12 protein-coding genes are annotated in these 14,619 nt (G+C 62.9%); 6 read left to right on the top strand and 6 right to left on the bottom strand.

What is annotated here, in order from left to right; translation table 11 throughout:
* Window positions 1–37 precede the first annotated feature (37 nt).
* The 3 genes from NYR54_RS02035 to NYR54_RS02025 form a co-directional block, all read right to left on the bottom strand.
* Window positions 38–1,270, bottom strand: a complete 1,233-nt coding sequence (locus tag NYR54_RS02035; protein WP_261513757.1) for an ABC transporter substrate-binding protein — start codon at window positions 1,268–1,270, stop codon at window positions 38–40.
* Between the two features lie 40 nt (window positions 1,271–1,310).
* Complete coding sequence (locus NYR54_RS02030) at window positions 1,311–3,200, bottom strand: flavin-containing monooxygenase (RefSeq protein ID WP_261513756.1); 1,890 nt, start codon at window positions 3,198–3,200, stop codon at window positions 1,311–1,313.
* Window positions 3,201–3,400: 200 nt separating this feature from the next.
* Window positions 3,401–4,384 (bottom strand): LysR substrate-binding domain-containing protein, encoded by a 984-nt coding sequence (locus NYR54_RS02025; protein WP_261513755.1) that lies wholly within the window; start codon window positions 4,382–4,384, stop codon window positions 3,401–3,403.
* 240 nt (window positions 4,385–4,624) lie between these two features.
* Here NYR54_RS02025 and NYR54_RS02020 point away from each other — a divergent pair, with 240 nt between their 5' ends.
* From NYR54_RS02020 to NYR54_RS01995, 6 genes are all read left to right on the top strand, one after another.
* Window positions 4,625–5,524 carry an NAD(P)-dependent oxidoreductase gene (locus tag NYR54_RS02020; RefSeq protein WP_261514062.1) on the top strand — a complete coding sequence of 300 codons (900 nt, stop codon included), beginning with the start codon at window positions 4,625–4,627 and terminating at the stop codon, window positions 5,522–5,524.
* Between the two features lie 37 nt (window positions 5,525–5,561).
* On the top strand, window positions 5,562–6,941 hold the full coding sequence (locus NYR54_RS19250; RefSeq protein WP_261513754.1) for an MmgE/PrpD family protein: 1,380 nt from the start codon (window positions 5,562–5,564) through the stop codon (window positions 6,939–6,941).
* A gap of 112 nt (window positions 6,942–7,053) precedes the next feature.
* A complete protein-coding gene (locus tag NYR54_RS02010; protein ID WP_261513753.1) occupies window positions 7,054–8,013 on the top strand; it encodes a branched-chain amino acid ABC transporter permease in 960 nt (319 codons plus the stop codon).
* 1 nt (window position 8,014) lies between these two features.
* Window positions 8,015–9,790, top strand: a complete 1,776-nt coding sequence (locus NYR54_RS02005; RefSeq protein ID WP_261513752.1) for a branched-chain amino acid ABC transporter ATP-binding protein/permease — start codon at window positions 8,015–8,017, stop codon at window positions 9,788–9,790.
* Window positions 9,783–10,490, top strand: a complete 708-nt coding sequence (locus NYR54_RS02000; protein ID WP_261513751.1) for an ABC transporter ATP-binding protein — start codon at window positions 9,783–9,785, stop codon at window positions 10,488–10,490. Before NYR54_RS02005 ends, NYR54_RS02000 begins: the two co-directional genes overlap by 8 nt.
* 164 nt (window positions 10,491–10,654) lie before the next feature.
* Window positions 10,655–11,302, top strand: a complete 648-nt coding sequence (locus NYR54_RS01995) for a GntR family transcriptional regulator (RefSeq protein WP_261513750.1) — start codon at window positions 10,655–10,657, stop codon at window positions 11,300–11,302.
* A 117-nt stretch (window positions 11,303–11,419) separates the two neighbouring features.
* Here the strand turns inward: NYR54_RS01995 and NYR54_RS01990 are convergent, their stop codons facing one another.
* The 3 genes from NYR54_RS01990 to NYR54_RS01980 form a co-directional block, all read right to left on the bottom strand.
* Complete coding sequence (locus tag NYR54_RS01990) at window positions 11,420–11,800, bottom strand: carboxymuconolactone decarboxylase family protein (protein ID WP_261513749.1); 381 nt, start codon at window positions 11,798–11,800, stop codon at window positions 11,420–11,422.
* 52 nt (window positions 11,801–11,852) lie between these two features.
* A complete protein-coding gene (locus tag NYR54_RS01985; RefSeq protein ID WP_261513748.1) occupies window positions 11,853–12,602 on the bottom strand; it encodes an SDR family NAD(P)-dependent oxidoreductase in 750 nt (249 codons plus the stop codon).
* An 80-nt stretch (window positions 12,603–12,682) separates the two neighbouring features.
* Window positions 12,683–14,575: a flavin-containing monooxygenase gene (locus tag NYR54_RS01980; RefSeq protein WP_261513747.1), complete on the bottom strand. Its 1,893-nt coding sequence runs from the start codon at window positions 14,573–14,575 to the stop codon at window positions 12,683–12,685.
* Window positions 14,576–14,619: the final 44 nt, after the last annotated feature.

The following is a 14,619-nucleotide window of genomic DNA, read 5'->3' as shown; positions in this document are numbered from 1 at the left end:
GGACCGCTCCGGGCTCTTTCGTTTCATTGATTATGGCTTACGGCCAGAATGCCTTCGCCACCGCAAGTTCCGGCGGATAGACTGTAACCGGAACCCCGTTCTGCCACTGCACGATAACGAGACCTGCGTCGACTCGTCGCCCCTTCTCGTCGAACTTGACGCGTCCGCCGGGGAAATAGAAGGCCGGCCCGTCCGTCAGATCCATCGTCCTCAGCGCCTCGGCCACGGCCTCGCGATCGGCTTTGCCTGCCATTTCGAGCGCTTCCTTGATGATCATCACAGTGCCGTAGCCGGACACCGGACCTTGCACCACCCATGGCTCGTTATAGACTACCTTCAGCTCCTCGGCGAGCTTTTCCTGGCCCTTGCCGCCGAAATTGCCGATAACGCTCATCACACCTTCGGTGAGGGCCGCGTCCATGTTATCGAGCACGTTGGGCTCGGCGATGCCGTTGCCGTTGGAGATGATGGGGATCTTGCCCTGGCCCAACCCGAACTCGCTCATCTTCTCCAAAAGCAGCTTCACGTCGGAGACTGCAATGGCGAGCAAGAGGAGCACGTCGGGCCGCGCGGACCGCAGTTTCTGGACAATGGGCGTCGCGTCGGAGAGCGGTGGTGTGTAGACCTCGTCAAGCACGAGTTCCAGCCCGTGCTCGGCGAAAATGCCATTCTTCATGGGCTCGACGAAGGCATAGTTCGCCGCCGTATTGTCCATGATGATGCCGACCGTCTTCGGCGTCTTGCCAGCGGATTCGGCAAGCTTCATCAGCTCGGGCATGGCAAGCCTCGCCTGCGTCTCGCCGGTGGCTGAAGTCTGGAAGATGTATTGGAACCCGCGATCGGTGATCTGGTCCGAATAGGACAGCGTCAACAGCGGCAGCTTTGCGCGCTCGGTCACCTCGCTGGCGGCAAGCGTCAACGAGCTGATTACTGCGCCGCTCGCCGCGACGAGGTCCGGCTCCTCCGCAATGAGGCGCTGAGCCGCATTCTTGGCGCGCTCGACATTGTCGCCGACGTCCATCACCACCAGCTCGAGCTTTGCGCCGCCGAGCGCCTTGATACCGCCCGCCTCGTTGATATGCTTGACGGCAAGTTCCGCACCGTAGAGCTCGCTCTGGCCGGGGCGGGCCCAGATGCCGGAAAGCGTCAGCAGCATACCGATCTTGACGGTGTCGGGATGATCCTGGGCCACCGCGCTCAAGGGTGCGGAGAGCGCCAACGAAAGGGCGGTTACTCCCGCCACGATGCGCCGTCTTGAGATTGAGAACATATTTTCCTCCCTTTTGACTGATCAATCCGGGCCCTGAGCCTCAGTGTTCCGCGCGCCCGGGGCCAAACGTGAAATCTGATGTCTTCAGCTCACGCGTGAATTGCCAGTAGTCGACTAGCCTCCAAGGTGTATTCGTCACCACTCTCCCCTTGCTGTTCTGGTACCAATTCTTCTTGCCGGGATGGGTCCACACGAGCTGGGCGTGCTCTTCGTCGACGCGTCGGTTGTAGTCTTCGAAGGCTTCCCGCGTACATTCGATCGAGGAATAGCCGCCTTCGATCATTTCGCGGATGCATCGCAGGATGTATCGGACCTGGCACTCGACCTGGTAAATCACGCTGCCCCCGTGCCCGACATTGGTGTTGGGACCGTAGAGGATGAACATGTTCGGGAATTCGGGGACCGCAACTCCGAGGAAGGCGCGCGGCTCTTCATCGCCCCAGATGTAGCGCAGGCTCGTGCCGGAAGCATTGATGATCGCAGGCGATACGATCATCCGTGCCGCTTGGAAGCCGGTGGCGAAGATGAGGACGTCGGCTTCGATCTCCTCGCCTCCGTTCAGGCGCACCCGGTCGGGAAGCACCTCGGCAATCTCGTCATTGTAAAGGCTGACATGCGGCTTGAGCAGCATGTCGAACCAATGGTTGTCCCGCAGCATGCGCTTGCCATAAGGCGGGTAGGAGGGGATCACCTTCTCCAAGAGGTCCGGGCGGTGCCCCACTTTGCTGCGGGCATAGGCAATGAGCGCCTCGCGCATTTCATGGTTTCTGGCATTGAGCGAAACGTCAGCATGGGGCCAGTTCGGATCCTTGCGCAGCGTGTCGTGGATGCGGTCTCCCGTCGCCCAGAAGAGCTGGAAACGGATCCACTGCCGATAATAGGGCACGTTGTGGTATGCCCAGCGGCTGCCCGACGTGATGGGCAGATGGTAATTCGGGTTGTGCATCACCCAGTGGGGCGTTCGCTGGATGACGGTGAAGTGCGCCGCCTTTTCAGCGACCGCCGGTCCGATCTGGATTCCGCTCGCGCCAGTACCGACCATGACTACGCGCTTACCCTCAAGCTGTACGTCCGCGTTCCAGCGGCTTGAATGCATGAGGGCGCCGGCAAAAGTCTGAAGGCCCGGAACGTCCGGAAAGGCTGCATGCGTCAGCTGGCCAACAGCAGGGACAAGAATGTTGCAGCGCACCTCCTCGGTCTGCCCTTGCGCATCGCGCAAGGTTACCCGCCAGCGCGCCTCACCCGCCTCGTAGACAGCCTCAGTCGCCTCCGTTTGGAACCGTATGTGCTCCAGGATGCGGAAATCGCGCGCGCAGCGCTCTAGATAGGCCAGAACCTCGCGTTGATCGGAGAAGTGGCGCGACCAGTCGTTGGGAGCGAAGGAGAAGCAGTAGAAATGGCTCGGCGTGTCGACGCGGCAGTCCGGGTAGGTATTCTCGTACCAGGTGCCGCCGAGATGCCGGTTTTTCTCGATGATGGTAAACGGCACCCCGGCCTGTTTCAGGCGGATTCCCATGCAGATGCCGGAAAGGCCAGCCCCGACGATGATGACGTGGAAGGCCGCGAGCGTCTCCTTGTCGGGCTGCTTGCGCCAGACGAGACCACGGTCTTCGGCCGGCTCCAGACCTGATTCTTCCAGCAGGAGGGGAACGAACTCCTCCGCCACCTTTTCGCCGGCCGCGACGTCGATCATCCGGCGGAGCAGTTCACGGGACAGCGGTGCTGCCTGAAGGTCTTCACCGCGTGCGAGAATGGCCGCCAGCCGATCAATGATCGTCCGCCGCAGCGGCGCCGGAATTGCCTCCTGGAAATTCCATGCACCATGAATATATGGCGCTGCTTCCTCAAGCAATTCGCGATCACATGTAAGCTGAACGAGCGACATGAGCAGCGGGACGATATCAGCTTCGCTGAGCATTTCCGCGATCACGGTTGCATCATGCAGTCGTTTATGCTGTTCATTGGGCAGAGTTCGCAGCATGAGCAAAGCTTTTTCTTATATGAGATTGAGATAGTCTTCTGCATCTGTGATAAACACAGGATGCTTAGATATTTTTATAATAATCGTGCTGTTCGCAGCGGGCAAATCACATACGTGATTTGCGGCGCCGGGATCGGAATCGCTGACTGTCAGGCAGGCGGCGCCCAGACGCCTTGTTTGCGAAGGTTGTTCACCTCTTTGCGGACACACTCCGTCAAGGCGCGGATGGCCGTGGTGGTCGGCCGCTGGGTCGAGGTGGCCAGCAGAAGCTCGCGGTGGAGCGAAGGCTTCTCGATGCGCCAGTAGCGTATGCGTCCGGCGGCGACGAGGTGATGGACGCTAGAGTAGGAAAGGATCGTGTAGCCGACACCGTTTTCGACGAGCTTCAGCGTCGACGGCATGGCTTCCACTTCCATTTCGATGCGCGGCGTGATCCCGGCGGCCGCCATCGCATGATCGACCACAAGCCTTAGGCCGTGCGGGCGGCTGGGCAGGATCATCGGCAGCTTGGTGAGCTGGCACCCCTGCACCGTTCCGGAAGGCAGGCGGTTGGGGTCTTTCACTGCACCGAGAAGGAAAAGTTCGTCGCGCAGGAGGGGTTCGGAAAGCAGATTGCTCATGCGCGGGGCATTGTAGAGCACTGCGACGTCGATTTTCCCGGTAACCAGCCACTCGAGGATATGGCCGCTGAAGCCCTCGACCACCCGCATGGAAATGCGCGGGAAGGATTGCCGAAACACCTGGACGAGCGGCGCCGTCAGCACCACGCCGACGGAGGGGGGCATGCCGATGACGATGGTGCCGCGCGGATCAGACCGCAAAGCCTCGATCTCGCTCGCCGCGCGGGCTGCCTGCTCCAATATGCCCTTCGCATAGCCGTCGAGGAGCTTGCCGGCTTCCGTAAGCACCACGCCGCGGCCGTTGCGGTAGAAGAGCTCCACGCCGAGTTCCGTTTCCAAAGCCTTGATCTGGCGGCTGAGTGCAGGCTGCGTCATGGAGAGCGACACGGCGGCGCGAGAGAGGCTGCCGAATTCAGCGACCGTGGCGAAGAGCTTGAGCTGCTTGAAGTCGAACATCATACCCGAGGCGAACGAAACATGGTCGTCGCAGCCATTGTAACATAGGCCTGTCATCCTGCCAGACGAACAGACAGCCTGCGGACATCCTTGAATGATCAAAGTAGCGGGTTGTCAAGCTGTGTCCAAACCTCGAAAAGCAGTCTGCGTCCGCGCACCGCCGCCCGGGTGAGGTGTGTAAACCTGATATGCGCAATGCGTCACTTACAGCAGCGGGACGAGGTCCCTAGAATGCAGTGGAAAGCGCGGTGGCTGAAAGCTGCCACGTAGGATGTTTGTATCTTGAGAGGTACCTTCATGACCACGACCGTGGTGGGCTTCATCGGATTGGGACGCATGGGTGCCCCGATGGCCCGCAGACTGATAGAGGCGGGCCATTCGCTTGTCGTATTCGACGCGCGGGCGGAGGCGGTGGAACATGTGGTGGCTGCGGGGGCACAGCCGGCCGATTCTCCCGCGGCGGTGGCCGATGCGGCAGAGATTGTCTTCTGCAGCCTGCCGAACCCGAAGATCGTTCATCAGGTTGCGCTCGAAGCAGGTGGCGTGGCTGAGGGGAGCAAGGTGCGCATCCTCGTCGATCTGTCGACGACCGGCCCCAGCATGGCGAACACCGTGGCCGCGGCCCTCGCGCCGCGCAACATCGCCTGGGTAGACGCTCCGGTCTCCGGCGGCATCAAGGGTGCATCCACGGGCACTCTCGCGGTCATGGTGTCCGGCCCCGCCGCGGCTATCGCGGAGATCGAGCCCCTCATCAAGAATTTCGGCAAGGTGTTCAACTGCGGTGAGCAGGCGGGTGCCGCGCAGGTGGTGAAGCTCGGCAACAATATGATTGCTGCGGGCGTGATCCTGCTTTCGGCCGAGGCGCTCGCTATGGGTGTGAAAGCCGGAATCGATCCGGCAGTGATGTGCGAAATCATCAATGCTTCGAGCGGGCGCAATAGCGCGACGCAGGACAAGTTTCCCCGCGCAGTGCTTCCGGGCACGTTCGATTTCGGCTTTGCGACCGCCCTTTCCTACAAAGATGTCGGCCTGTGCGTCGACGAGGGTGAAGCGCTGGGCGTTCCCATGGTGGGCGGATCGCTGGTGCGCCAGATGCTGGCCGTTACCAATGCCAAATACGGTCCGGACTCCGATTTCACCAACATGGTGCGGATCATTGAGGAATGGGCCGGGGTGGAGATCAGAAGCAGGAAGTAAGTCTGCAGGCCGGTAAGGTACAGGGAGGAGGCACACGGTGGGCAGCATCGTTCCGACTCATGCCCAGGCGATAGGTCAGGTGATCGCGGGCATCGACCTCAGCGCGCTTGGCCGCACGCCTGCAGACAAGGGGAAGGTCTGCCTGCTGGATTTCCTCTCCTGCGCCTTCGAGGCGATCGACCTCGAGTGGAGCCGGCAGGCGCGCGCGGTGATCGGAATGGGTGGCGAGGCGCATGTTATCGGCGCGGCCAAGACCGCGTCGGCGGCGGACGCGGCCTTCGTCAATGCGGTCGCCGGCCACGGCCTGGTGCGTGAGGACATGCACGCAGCCTCGATCTCGCATCACGGCGTCGTGGTCTGGCCGACGCTCCTTGCACTGGCCGAAAGGCAGCGCGTCACTGGATCGCGACTCATTGAGGCCGCCATCATCGGCTACGAAGTGGGGTGCCGTATCGGTCGGGCGCTTTTCGATGCGGAGCTTGCCCGGCTTTTCCGCCCCACAGGGCTCGTAGGACCCATCGGTGCGGCCGCGGGCGGCGCATATCTGCTCGCGCTCGATCAAAGGCAGATCGCCTCGGCGCTTGCGCTTGCTGCCAATGCCTCGGGCGGGCTCAACCAATGGCCTCACAGCGGCGGCTCGGACATGTATTTCCATCCCGGTCATGCCGCCCGCTCCGCTGTCACGGCCGTGTTGCTTGCACAGCAGGGCGCCTATGGCTCCCGCGACATCTTCGAGGGCGAGGCGGGGCTTTTTGCGGCCTTCGCCCGGCGCCCTGCACCGGGCGCCATCGCGCTGTTTCCCGACGGGCAGGCCGACATCCTCAATGTCTACAACAAGCCGGCTCCAGCGTGCAATTTCGCGCAGACGGCCTGCCAGGCGGCGCTGCGCCTGGCGGTGGACCTTCCCGAAGGCACCATGATCAATGCTGTGCACATAAGAGTGCCACGTGCCGCCGCCTACTATCCGGGCTGCGATTTCACCGGACCCTTCGAGCGGCCCCTTCAGGCGAAGATGAGCATTCAGTTCGGCGTTGCGGCCGTGCTTGCCAACCGCAGGATCGCAGAGTCGAACTATGCCAGACTGGACGATCCCGAGGTGTTGCGCCTCATTGAGGTCTCGCGGCTGGAAAGCTCGGACGAATTGAGCGCGGCTTTTCCTGCCGCGCAGGGCGCGGAGCTGGAGCTGGAACTGGCCAACGGGCGGCGCCCGCGGATCAGCCTTGCCGACGTTACGCCCGCGACGGAAGCCGAGATTCGCTTCCGCTTCCGCGAAGCATCGGGCGCCGTGCTCGGCGCGAGGCGCGCGAAGGTGATCGAGGACTTCATCGACAATATCGAAAAACAGCCGAACGCGGGAAGGCTGGCGGGCCTTTGTGCGCCGACAAGAAACAGCGCGGGGCCAACGGGCCTGACGTGACGCCGCGACGCAAGCCGTATCGACGGCAGGAGGGGAGGATGCTCTTGATGATGATCGACCGCCACTTGCGCGACGGCGCAGCGGGAGAGACCGCGCACAGGGGCGCGCGCCCATGACGGCCGCGATCCTGATCGAAAACATCCTGCAGGCACTCGTCGCAGGACTTCTGATCGGCGCCATCTACGGCCTCATGTGCGTGGGGCTTGCGCTGATTTTCGGCATCATGCGCGTCATCAATTTCGCCCAGGGCGATTTCATGATGGCGGGCATGTACTGCGCCTTCTTTATCTTCGGCCCATTCGGCATTTCCGCCCTCTTTGGAAATGTCGTGGGGCCCTATGTGGCCGCCATCCTGGCAGGTCCCGTCCTGTTCGTGGCGGGTTATCTCGTCCATCTCTTCCTCGTCTCGCGCGTGAGCGGCACAAATACCGCCACTCTCGAAGGCGAGGGCCATTACGCGCAGCTCATTCTCACGCTCGGCCTTGCGCTGATTCTCACGAATGGCGCCATGATCCTGTTCGGTTCGCAGCCTTTCTCGGTCCGTTCGCCGCTTGCCATCAGCGCCTGGGAGATCGGGCCGCTGTGGGGTGACAGGGTGTCCGTATTCGTCAACAAGTCGCGCACGGTCTCGGCCCTGATCTCGGTCGCAACCATAGCGGCGCTCGGCTGGCTGGTTGCAAGGTCGCGACTCGGCAAGGCGCTGCGCGCTTCGGCCGACAATCCGACCGCGGCCATCTACATGGGCATCGACGTCGACCGCAGCCATCGCATTGCCTTCGGCCTCGGTATCGCCATCACGGCGATCGCAGGCGGCCTGCTTGCCACCAACTATTCGTTCCATCCCTATGTCGGGCTCGAATATGTGATCGTGATGTATGCCGGGGTGGTGCTCGGCGGTATGGGGTCCATCATGGGCGCCTTCTGGGGCGGCATGACCATCGGCCTCATTCAGCAGATGTCGACGCTGGTCCTGCCCACGCAGCTGCAGAACACAGCGATCTTCGTCATCTTCCTGGTGATCGTGTTCTTCAGGCCGCAGGGGTTCCTCGGCCGTTCGGCAGAGAGGACCTGACATGGCCTTTCTTCGCTCTCTGGCACCGGCGATCCTGTTCGTCGCCGTCTACTTCGTCATTTCGCTACTGGTCACCAACTCCTACTACCAGCTGATGATGACCTTGGTGCTGGTGTGGACCGTCATGGGCCTCTCCTGGAACATGCTGAGCGGCTACACCGGGCTCATGTCCTTCGGCCATGCGGCCTTCTTCGGGCTAGGTGCCTATTTCAGCGTGCTCGGTCATGTTCATTTCGGCCTCTCGCCCTGGCTTGCTATCCCGCTTGCTGGTGCTCTCGGGGCCGTGGCGGGTCTGGTTGTCGGTATTCCGACCTTCCGGCTGCGCGGCCACTACTTCGCCTTGTCCATGCTCGCCTATCCGTTGGCGCTTCTCTACGTCTTCGAGTGGCTGGGCTATCAGGAAGTGTCCGTTCCGATGGAGCGCGACCATCAGCTGCTTTATATGCAGTTCGAGGATCAGCGGATCTATACCTGGCTGGCGCTCGCCCTTGCATTCGCAGTCATCGTGATCACCCGCATGGTCGAGCGCTCCCGCTTCGGCATGGCGCTGCTCGCCATCAAGCAGAACGAGGCAGCGGCGGAGGCAGCCGGCATCGACACCACCCGCTGGAAACTGCGTGCGATGATGCTCTCGGCGGGGATCGCCGGCGCTGTCGGCGCGTTCTACACGGTCGTGTTGCTGGTGGTCACGCCGCAGGCCGTGTTTGGCGTGCTGGTCTCGGCCCAGGCGCTCACCGTCGCCATGTTTGGGGGTGTGGGCACGGTGTGGGGGCCGGTCATCGGCTCGCTGATCCTGATTCCACTCAGCGAGACGCTGCATGCGGAGATAGGGTCCTGGCTTCCCGGCATACAGGGCGTCATCTACGGCCTCGCGATCGTGGTGGTGATCCTCGTCGCGCCGGAAGGCATTTTCTGGAAAGCGCGCGATTTCGTGCTGAAGCATCGCGAGCGGGCCGAAACCGCCAGAGCCGTGTCCAGGAGAGCACCGGCGGCCGCGGCTCCCCTTCCGGCAACCGCCGCGCCGGCGAGGCGCGCTCCCGAGGGAAAGCCGATCCTGGAGGTGCGCGGCCTATCGAAGGCTTTCGGCGGGCTAAAGGCGGTCCAGAATGTGACCTTTTCCGTGAAGGAGGGGCAAATTCTCGGCATCATCGGGCCGAATGGCGCCGGCAAGACCACGCTTTTCAACCTGCTTTGCGGGTTCGTTCGGCCCGATTCGGGCGAGGTGCTGCTGGACGGCGTCAACATGGCCGGCAAGCCGCCGCACGTCATGTGCGCCGCCGGCCTCGGCCGGACCTTCCAGGTGATGCGGCCTTTCGCGCGCATGAGCGTCGCGGACAATGTGGTGGTTGGCGCCTACGTCCATGCCGCCACCGACGCGGAGGCGCGAGCCCGTGCCGGTCAGGCGATCGAGCGCGTCGGCCTCGCCGCCATCCAGGACAAGATCGCCGGCAACCTCACCACCAAGGAACTGCGACTCATGGAGCTGGCGCGTGCCCTCGCGGGCCGACCGCGCATCCTTCTGCTCGACGAGACCTTGGCCGGGCTGGGTCCTGCTGAAGTCGGCGAGGTCATGGCCGTCATCCGCAGCCTGGCCGAGGAGGGTGCGACCATCGTCATCATCGAGCATACTATGAAGGCGATGGTGCAGCTTGTGGATCATTTCCTCGTGCTCGATCACGGCGAAATGCTCGTCGAGGGCGAGCCGGAGTCCGTCACCCGCGATCCGCGGGTCGTTGAAGCCTATCTCGGTGCGAAATGGAGCGCCGCCCATGCTTGAGATCGAAGGTCTGACCGCCGCCTATACGCACGTGCCGGTGCTGGAGAACGTCACCATCCGAGTCGGGGCGGGGCAGTTCGTGTCCATCGTCGGCCCGAACGGGGCGGGCAAGTCGACGCTGTTCAAGACGATATCGGGCATCGTTACACCGCTGAGCGGAAAAATCCGCTTCGAAGGCAGGGACGTGCTCGCGGTACCGCCGCCGCAGCGGGCGCATATGGGCATCGCGCACGTTCCGGAAGGGCGGCAGGTCTTCCCCTCGCTTTCGGTGATGGAGAACCTGGAAATGGGCGCCTATACCGAGGCAGGCCGAGGCGACTGGAAGGAGAATCTGGAGAAGATCCTGACCTGGATGCCGGTCCTGGCGGAACGACGCAACCAGCTCGCCGGCACCCTGTCCGGCGGCGAACAACAGATGGTGGCGATCGGCCGCGGGCTTGCCTCCTCGCCGAAGTTGCTGATGCTGGACGAGCCTTCGATGGGCCTTGCTCCCGCCATAGCCGACTTCATCTTCGACAAGCTGGCCGAGATTCGCAGCCAGACGAATCTGACGATCCTGCTCGTCGAGCAGCGCGTGGCCGAAGCGCTTCAGACGGCCGATCACGCCTATGTTCTCGAGGCGGGGAGGGTTGTGCTGGAGGGAACCAGCGAAACCCTTCAGGCGGACGATCGCGTCCGGCTTGCCTATCTCGGAATGTAAAGCGCACATGGTCGGCAATTGCATCGGCCGCGGGCAAAGTCTGCGGCCTATGTTTTCAGCCTGCCTGTCGTCTTGTCTTGTTAGCTGACATTCACTAGGCTTCGCGCGTCGATTGTCTCAACCTGTGAAAACAAACGATGCGAGATCCTTCTGCCTTGGAAGATTTGCGGGTCGTCACTATCGCCGCGCCTGTCCGGATGCAGGTCGTGGAGACCTTGCGCAGCGCCATCATGAGCGGTCGACTGGCGCCCGGCCAGCGCCTCGTGGAGCGCGACCTGTGCCAGACCCTCGGGGTCAGCCGTCCATCGCTGCGCGAGGCGCTGCGCGAACTCGAAACGGAGGGCCTCATCTCCTCGATACCTAATCGAGGGCCGGTGGTCACGGAACTCACGGCGGAGGATGCCGCCAGCATCTATCAGGTGCGCGGGGCGCTTGAGGCACTCGCCGCCAAGCTTTTCACCCAGAATGCGAGCGAGGCTCACATGGCCGAACTCGATGCGGCAGCGGCAAAGCTTCGCCAAGTTTATGAAACCGGCGAGGTCGCCGATATCATCGTTGCCAAGCGCGATTTTTATGATGTTCTGTTTCGCGGATCGGGCAACCACATCATCGCCGAGGTGCTGCGCACGCTCAACGCCCGTGTTACCCGGCTCCGCGTCGTGTGCCTTTCATCCGAGGCCAGGCGCAAGGTCAGCATCAAGGAGATCGAGGAACTCGTCGATGCGCTGAAGCGCCGTGATCCACGCGCTGCGGCGGCGGCAAGCCGCCGGCATGTCGAGAACGCCGGAAAGACTGCGCTGAGCTCACTCTGAAGGAAAAAGCAGGCAGGCCGGCCGCCTCGTCTCGCAAGTTTGCAACAGCCGCCGTGCCTTCTGCGGGAGCAGCCAACTGCCGGCGGGAGCCCTTACCGCCGGCAGTTGCAATAAGTGTTACGCCGCCTCGTGTGCCTCGATGGCTTCACGGGCGATGCGGAATGCGTCCACGCCGGCCGGGACGCCCGCATAGATCGCGACCTGCAGCAGAACTTCGCGGATCTCCGCCTTCGTAACACCGTTCCGCAACGCCCCGCGAATGTGCATCTTCAGCTCATGCGGGCGGTTGAGGGTCGCCAGCATGGCGATGTTGAGCATCGAGCGCGTCTTGTGGCTGAGTTCCTCGCGTCCCCACACGGCGCCCCAGCAATACTCGGTTACGAGTTCCTGCATCGGCATGTTGAATTCGTCGGCGCTCTTGAAAGAGGCTTCGACGAATTCTGCCCCCAGCACCTTCTTGCGAATGGAAAGGCCGCGATCGAATACTTCTTTTGCCATAGTCGGTTACCTTGCTGTGGTGGGAGATGGGATGTCGAGACAGACCGAAAAATCACGGCCCCGCGACGGTGATTCCGGCATCGATCTTGAGGGTGACGCCGGCAATTGAGGCAGCTTCGTCCGAGACGAGGAAGAGCGCGGCCGCGCCGATCTCTTCGGCCGTCGCCAGGCGCCGCAGCGGCGTCCGCGCCTGCCGGTTCTTCCAGCCTTCCGGATCGATGACCGAGTTGGCGCCGGGCGTTGAGACGGGCCCGGGCGCGAGCGCGTTTACGCGGATGCCGTGAGCGCCAAGCTCGACGGCCTGCTGGCGCGTCAGAGCGTCGAGCGCTCCCTTGATGGAGCTGTAGACGGCGGCATGCTTGACCGCGAAGGAGACGGCAACCGAGGAAAGATTGATCACGGAGCCGCCGCCGCGCCGGATCAAATGCGGGGTCGCCGCCTGAAGGGCCCAGAACGTGCCCTTGATGCCCACATCGAGCATCCTGTCGACGATATCTTCGGGCATATCCGTCAGCGGCGCGTAGTAGAACATCACCGCGTTGTTGACGAGCACGTCGAGGCCGCCCTGCTTCTCGGCAAAATCGTCGATCGCCTGCTTGACCGCTTTCCGGTCGGAGACGTCCGTCACATAGGCGTGGCCCCGGCCCCCGGGCAGCTTCGCCGCTGCCTCCTTCACCATGTCTTCCTTTATGTCGAGCATGGCGACATGTGCGCCCTCTTCGGCGAAGCGCGCAGCGATCGCATAACCGATGCCGCCGCCCGCACCGGTTACGACGCAGGACTTTCCGGCGAGTTTGCTCATTCGTTCCTCCTCATTTCCCATGAACAGGGTTCGGGATCTCGAGGGCGCCTCCGCTGGCGCCCCGGTCGTAAATCGCCGCCTCAGCCTGCCTGCCGCATCGCGCAGTCAGACAGTTCGCGATAGTCGGCGGGGGAGAATGTGCGGGTGCGCTGCCAGTAATCGACAACCCGCCAGGGCGAATTGGTGACGATCCGGCCTTTGCTGTTCTTGAACCAGTTGGAGACGCCGGGCGCGCCCCACACCATTCGGGACAGCTGCTCGTCCACTTCCCTGTTGTAGGCCTCGAAGACCCGCTGATCGACCTCGATCGCAGCCGCCTGGGACTGGGCGAGGTGGCGCACCGCCTGGGCGATGTAGCGTGCCTGGCATTCGCCCTGGAAGATGAGGCTGCCGCCGTGCCCGAGATTGGTGTTCGGGCCGTACATGATGAAGAAATTGGGGAAGCCGGGCACCGTAATGCCGAGGTAGGCGCGGGGATCGTCCTCGCCCCACAGATCGCGCAGGTTGCGCCCGCCGCGCCCGCAAATGTCTATCGTGTGCAGCATGCGCGTGGCCTGGAAGCCCGTCGCCAGCACGATCAGGTCCACCTCGCGCCGTTCCCCGTCGCGGGTGACGATGGCGCCGCTCTCGACCCGGTCGATGGCCGTCCGGACAAGTTCGACATTGTCGCGCAGCAGCATGTCGAACCAGCCGAAATCGACCGGCACGCGCTTGGCGAGCGGCGGATAATCAGGCATTGCCTTCGCCAGCAGGTCGGGCCGGGAGGCGAGCTTACGCTCGATGTATTCGGTCCATTGCTGCCTGAGCTTGACGTTTGCCGCCGACACCTCCCCGTTCTCGTCCTTCAGGAGAGCCGGATAGAGCCGGTCGCCGAACTGCCAGATGATCTGGAGCCGGTGCCAATTGGCGAAGAAGGGCACGTTCCCGAACAGCCAAAGCTGATCCTCAGGCACCGGCAGATGGTAGTTCGGCCGGTGCGACAGCCACTGCGCCGAGCGCTGGAAGACGAAAAGCCGCTTTGCCTCGCACGCCATGGTGGGCCCGACCTGCACGCCGCTGGCTCCCGTTCCGATAAGAGCCACCCGCTTTCCACGGTAGTCGGCGTCGGGCGTCCAGCGTGCCGTGTGCACGACCTTGCCTTCAAACCGGTCAAGACCCGGGATCGAGGGGATTGCGGGAACGTTGAGCTGCCCGACGGCGCTCACCAGTACGCTGGGCGTGATCTCGAACGGCGTGCCTTCGGCCGGCGTGACCCGACAGCGCCAGCGCAAAGCATTGTCGTCCCACGCGGCCCGATCGATGGTGCAGCCGAACCGGATGTGCTCCTTGAGGCCGAACTGTTCCACGCAGCGGTGGATATAGGCGAGCACCTCGCCCTGCTTCGCGAAATAGCGCGGCCAAGCGGGATTGATGGCGAAGGAATAGGCATAGAAATGGCTTGCCGTATCGACCTGCGCACCGGGATAGCGGTTATCGTACCAGGTGCCGCCAACGCTGGCGTTTTTCTCATAGAGAGTGAACGGTATGCCGGCTTTCTTGAGATAGATGGCCGTTGCGATCCCCGACAGGCCCGCGCCGATGATCGCCACCTCGGGCAGGCTCGCATCCCCATGTTCCACGGCAACAGGCCCCGCCTTGTCGAGTTCGCGAGTGACGATGCCTGATTCCTCGAGCAGCATCGGCAGATATTCGGTTGGAACCGCTTCGCCGGCACAGAACTGCACGAGTTTTGCGAGAACATCCTGAGTGACCGCCACGGGCTTATTTGCGGAGCGCAGGAATGCGCTCATCCGCGATATCGCTTCTGCCCTTGTGCCCTGAGGAAAATCCTCGACCGAGCGATCCACCTTCTGCGAAGCGTCCCATGCCTGGTCCACAAGCGTCAGATCGCCCGTGAGGTGAGCCAGCGTCGTCGTCAGCAGATAGGGATCCGCCGTGGTGAGCGCTTCAAGGTTGATCTCGTCGCGTTTCATCGAACCACCCGTTATCGGCGCTGCGCAGCGCGGAGCGTCTTTGA

Source organism: Chelativorans petroleitrophicus (assembly GCF_025398195.1).
Taxonomy (GTDB): Bacteria; Pseudomonadota; Alphaproteobacteria; order Rhizobiales; family Rhizobiaceae; genus Chelativorans; species Chelativorans petroleitrophicus.
This window is presented reverse-complemented; position numbering and strand designations above follow the sequence as displayed.

Excerpts from the sequence above, each read along its gene's own strand:
- NYR54_RS02005 (WP_261513752.1), top strand. The coding sequence starts at position 8,015 with ATGGCCTTTCTTCGCTCTCTGGCACCGGCGATCCTGTTCGTCGCCGTC.
- NYR54_RS02035 (WP_261513757.1), bottom strand. The coding sequence starts at position 1,270 with ATGTTCTCAATCTCAAGACGGCGCATCGTGGCGGGAGTAACCGCCCTT.
- NYR54_RS01990 (WP_261513749.1), bottom strand. The coding sequence starts at position 11,800 with ATGGCAAAAGAAGTATTCGATCGCGGCCTTTCCATTCGCAAGAAGGTG.
- NYR54_RS02020 (WP_261514062.1), top strand. The coding sequence starts at position 4,625 with ATGACCACGACCGTGGTGGGCTTCATCGGATTGGGACGCATGGGTGCC.
- NYR54_RS02010 (WP_261513753.1), top strand. The coding sequence starts at position 7,054 with ATGACGGCCGCGATCCTGATCGAAAACATCCTGCAGGCACTCGTCGCA.
- NYR54_RS02000 (WP_261513751.1), top strand. The coding sequence starts at position 9,783 with ATGCTTGAGATCGAAGGTCTGACCGCCGCCTATACGCACGTGCCGGTG.
- NYR54_RS02025 (WP_261513755.1), bottom strand. The coding sequence starts at position 4,384 with ATGACAGGCCTATGTTACAATGGCTGCGACGACCATGTTTCGTTCGCC.
- NYR54_RS01980 (WP_261513747.1), bottom strand. The coding sequence starts at position 14,575 with ATGAAACGCGACGAGATCAACCTTGAAGCGCTCACCACGGCGGATCCC.
- NYR54_RS01985 (WP_261513748.1), bottom strand. The coding sequence starts at position 12,602 with ATGAGCAAACTCGCCGGAAAGTCCTGCGTCGTAACCGGTGCGGGCGGC.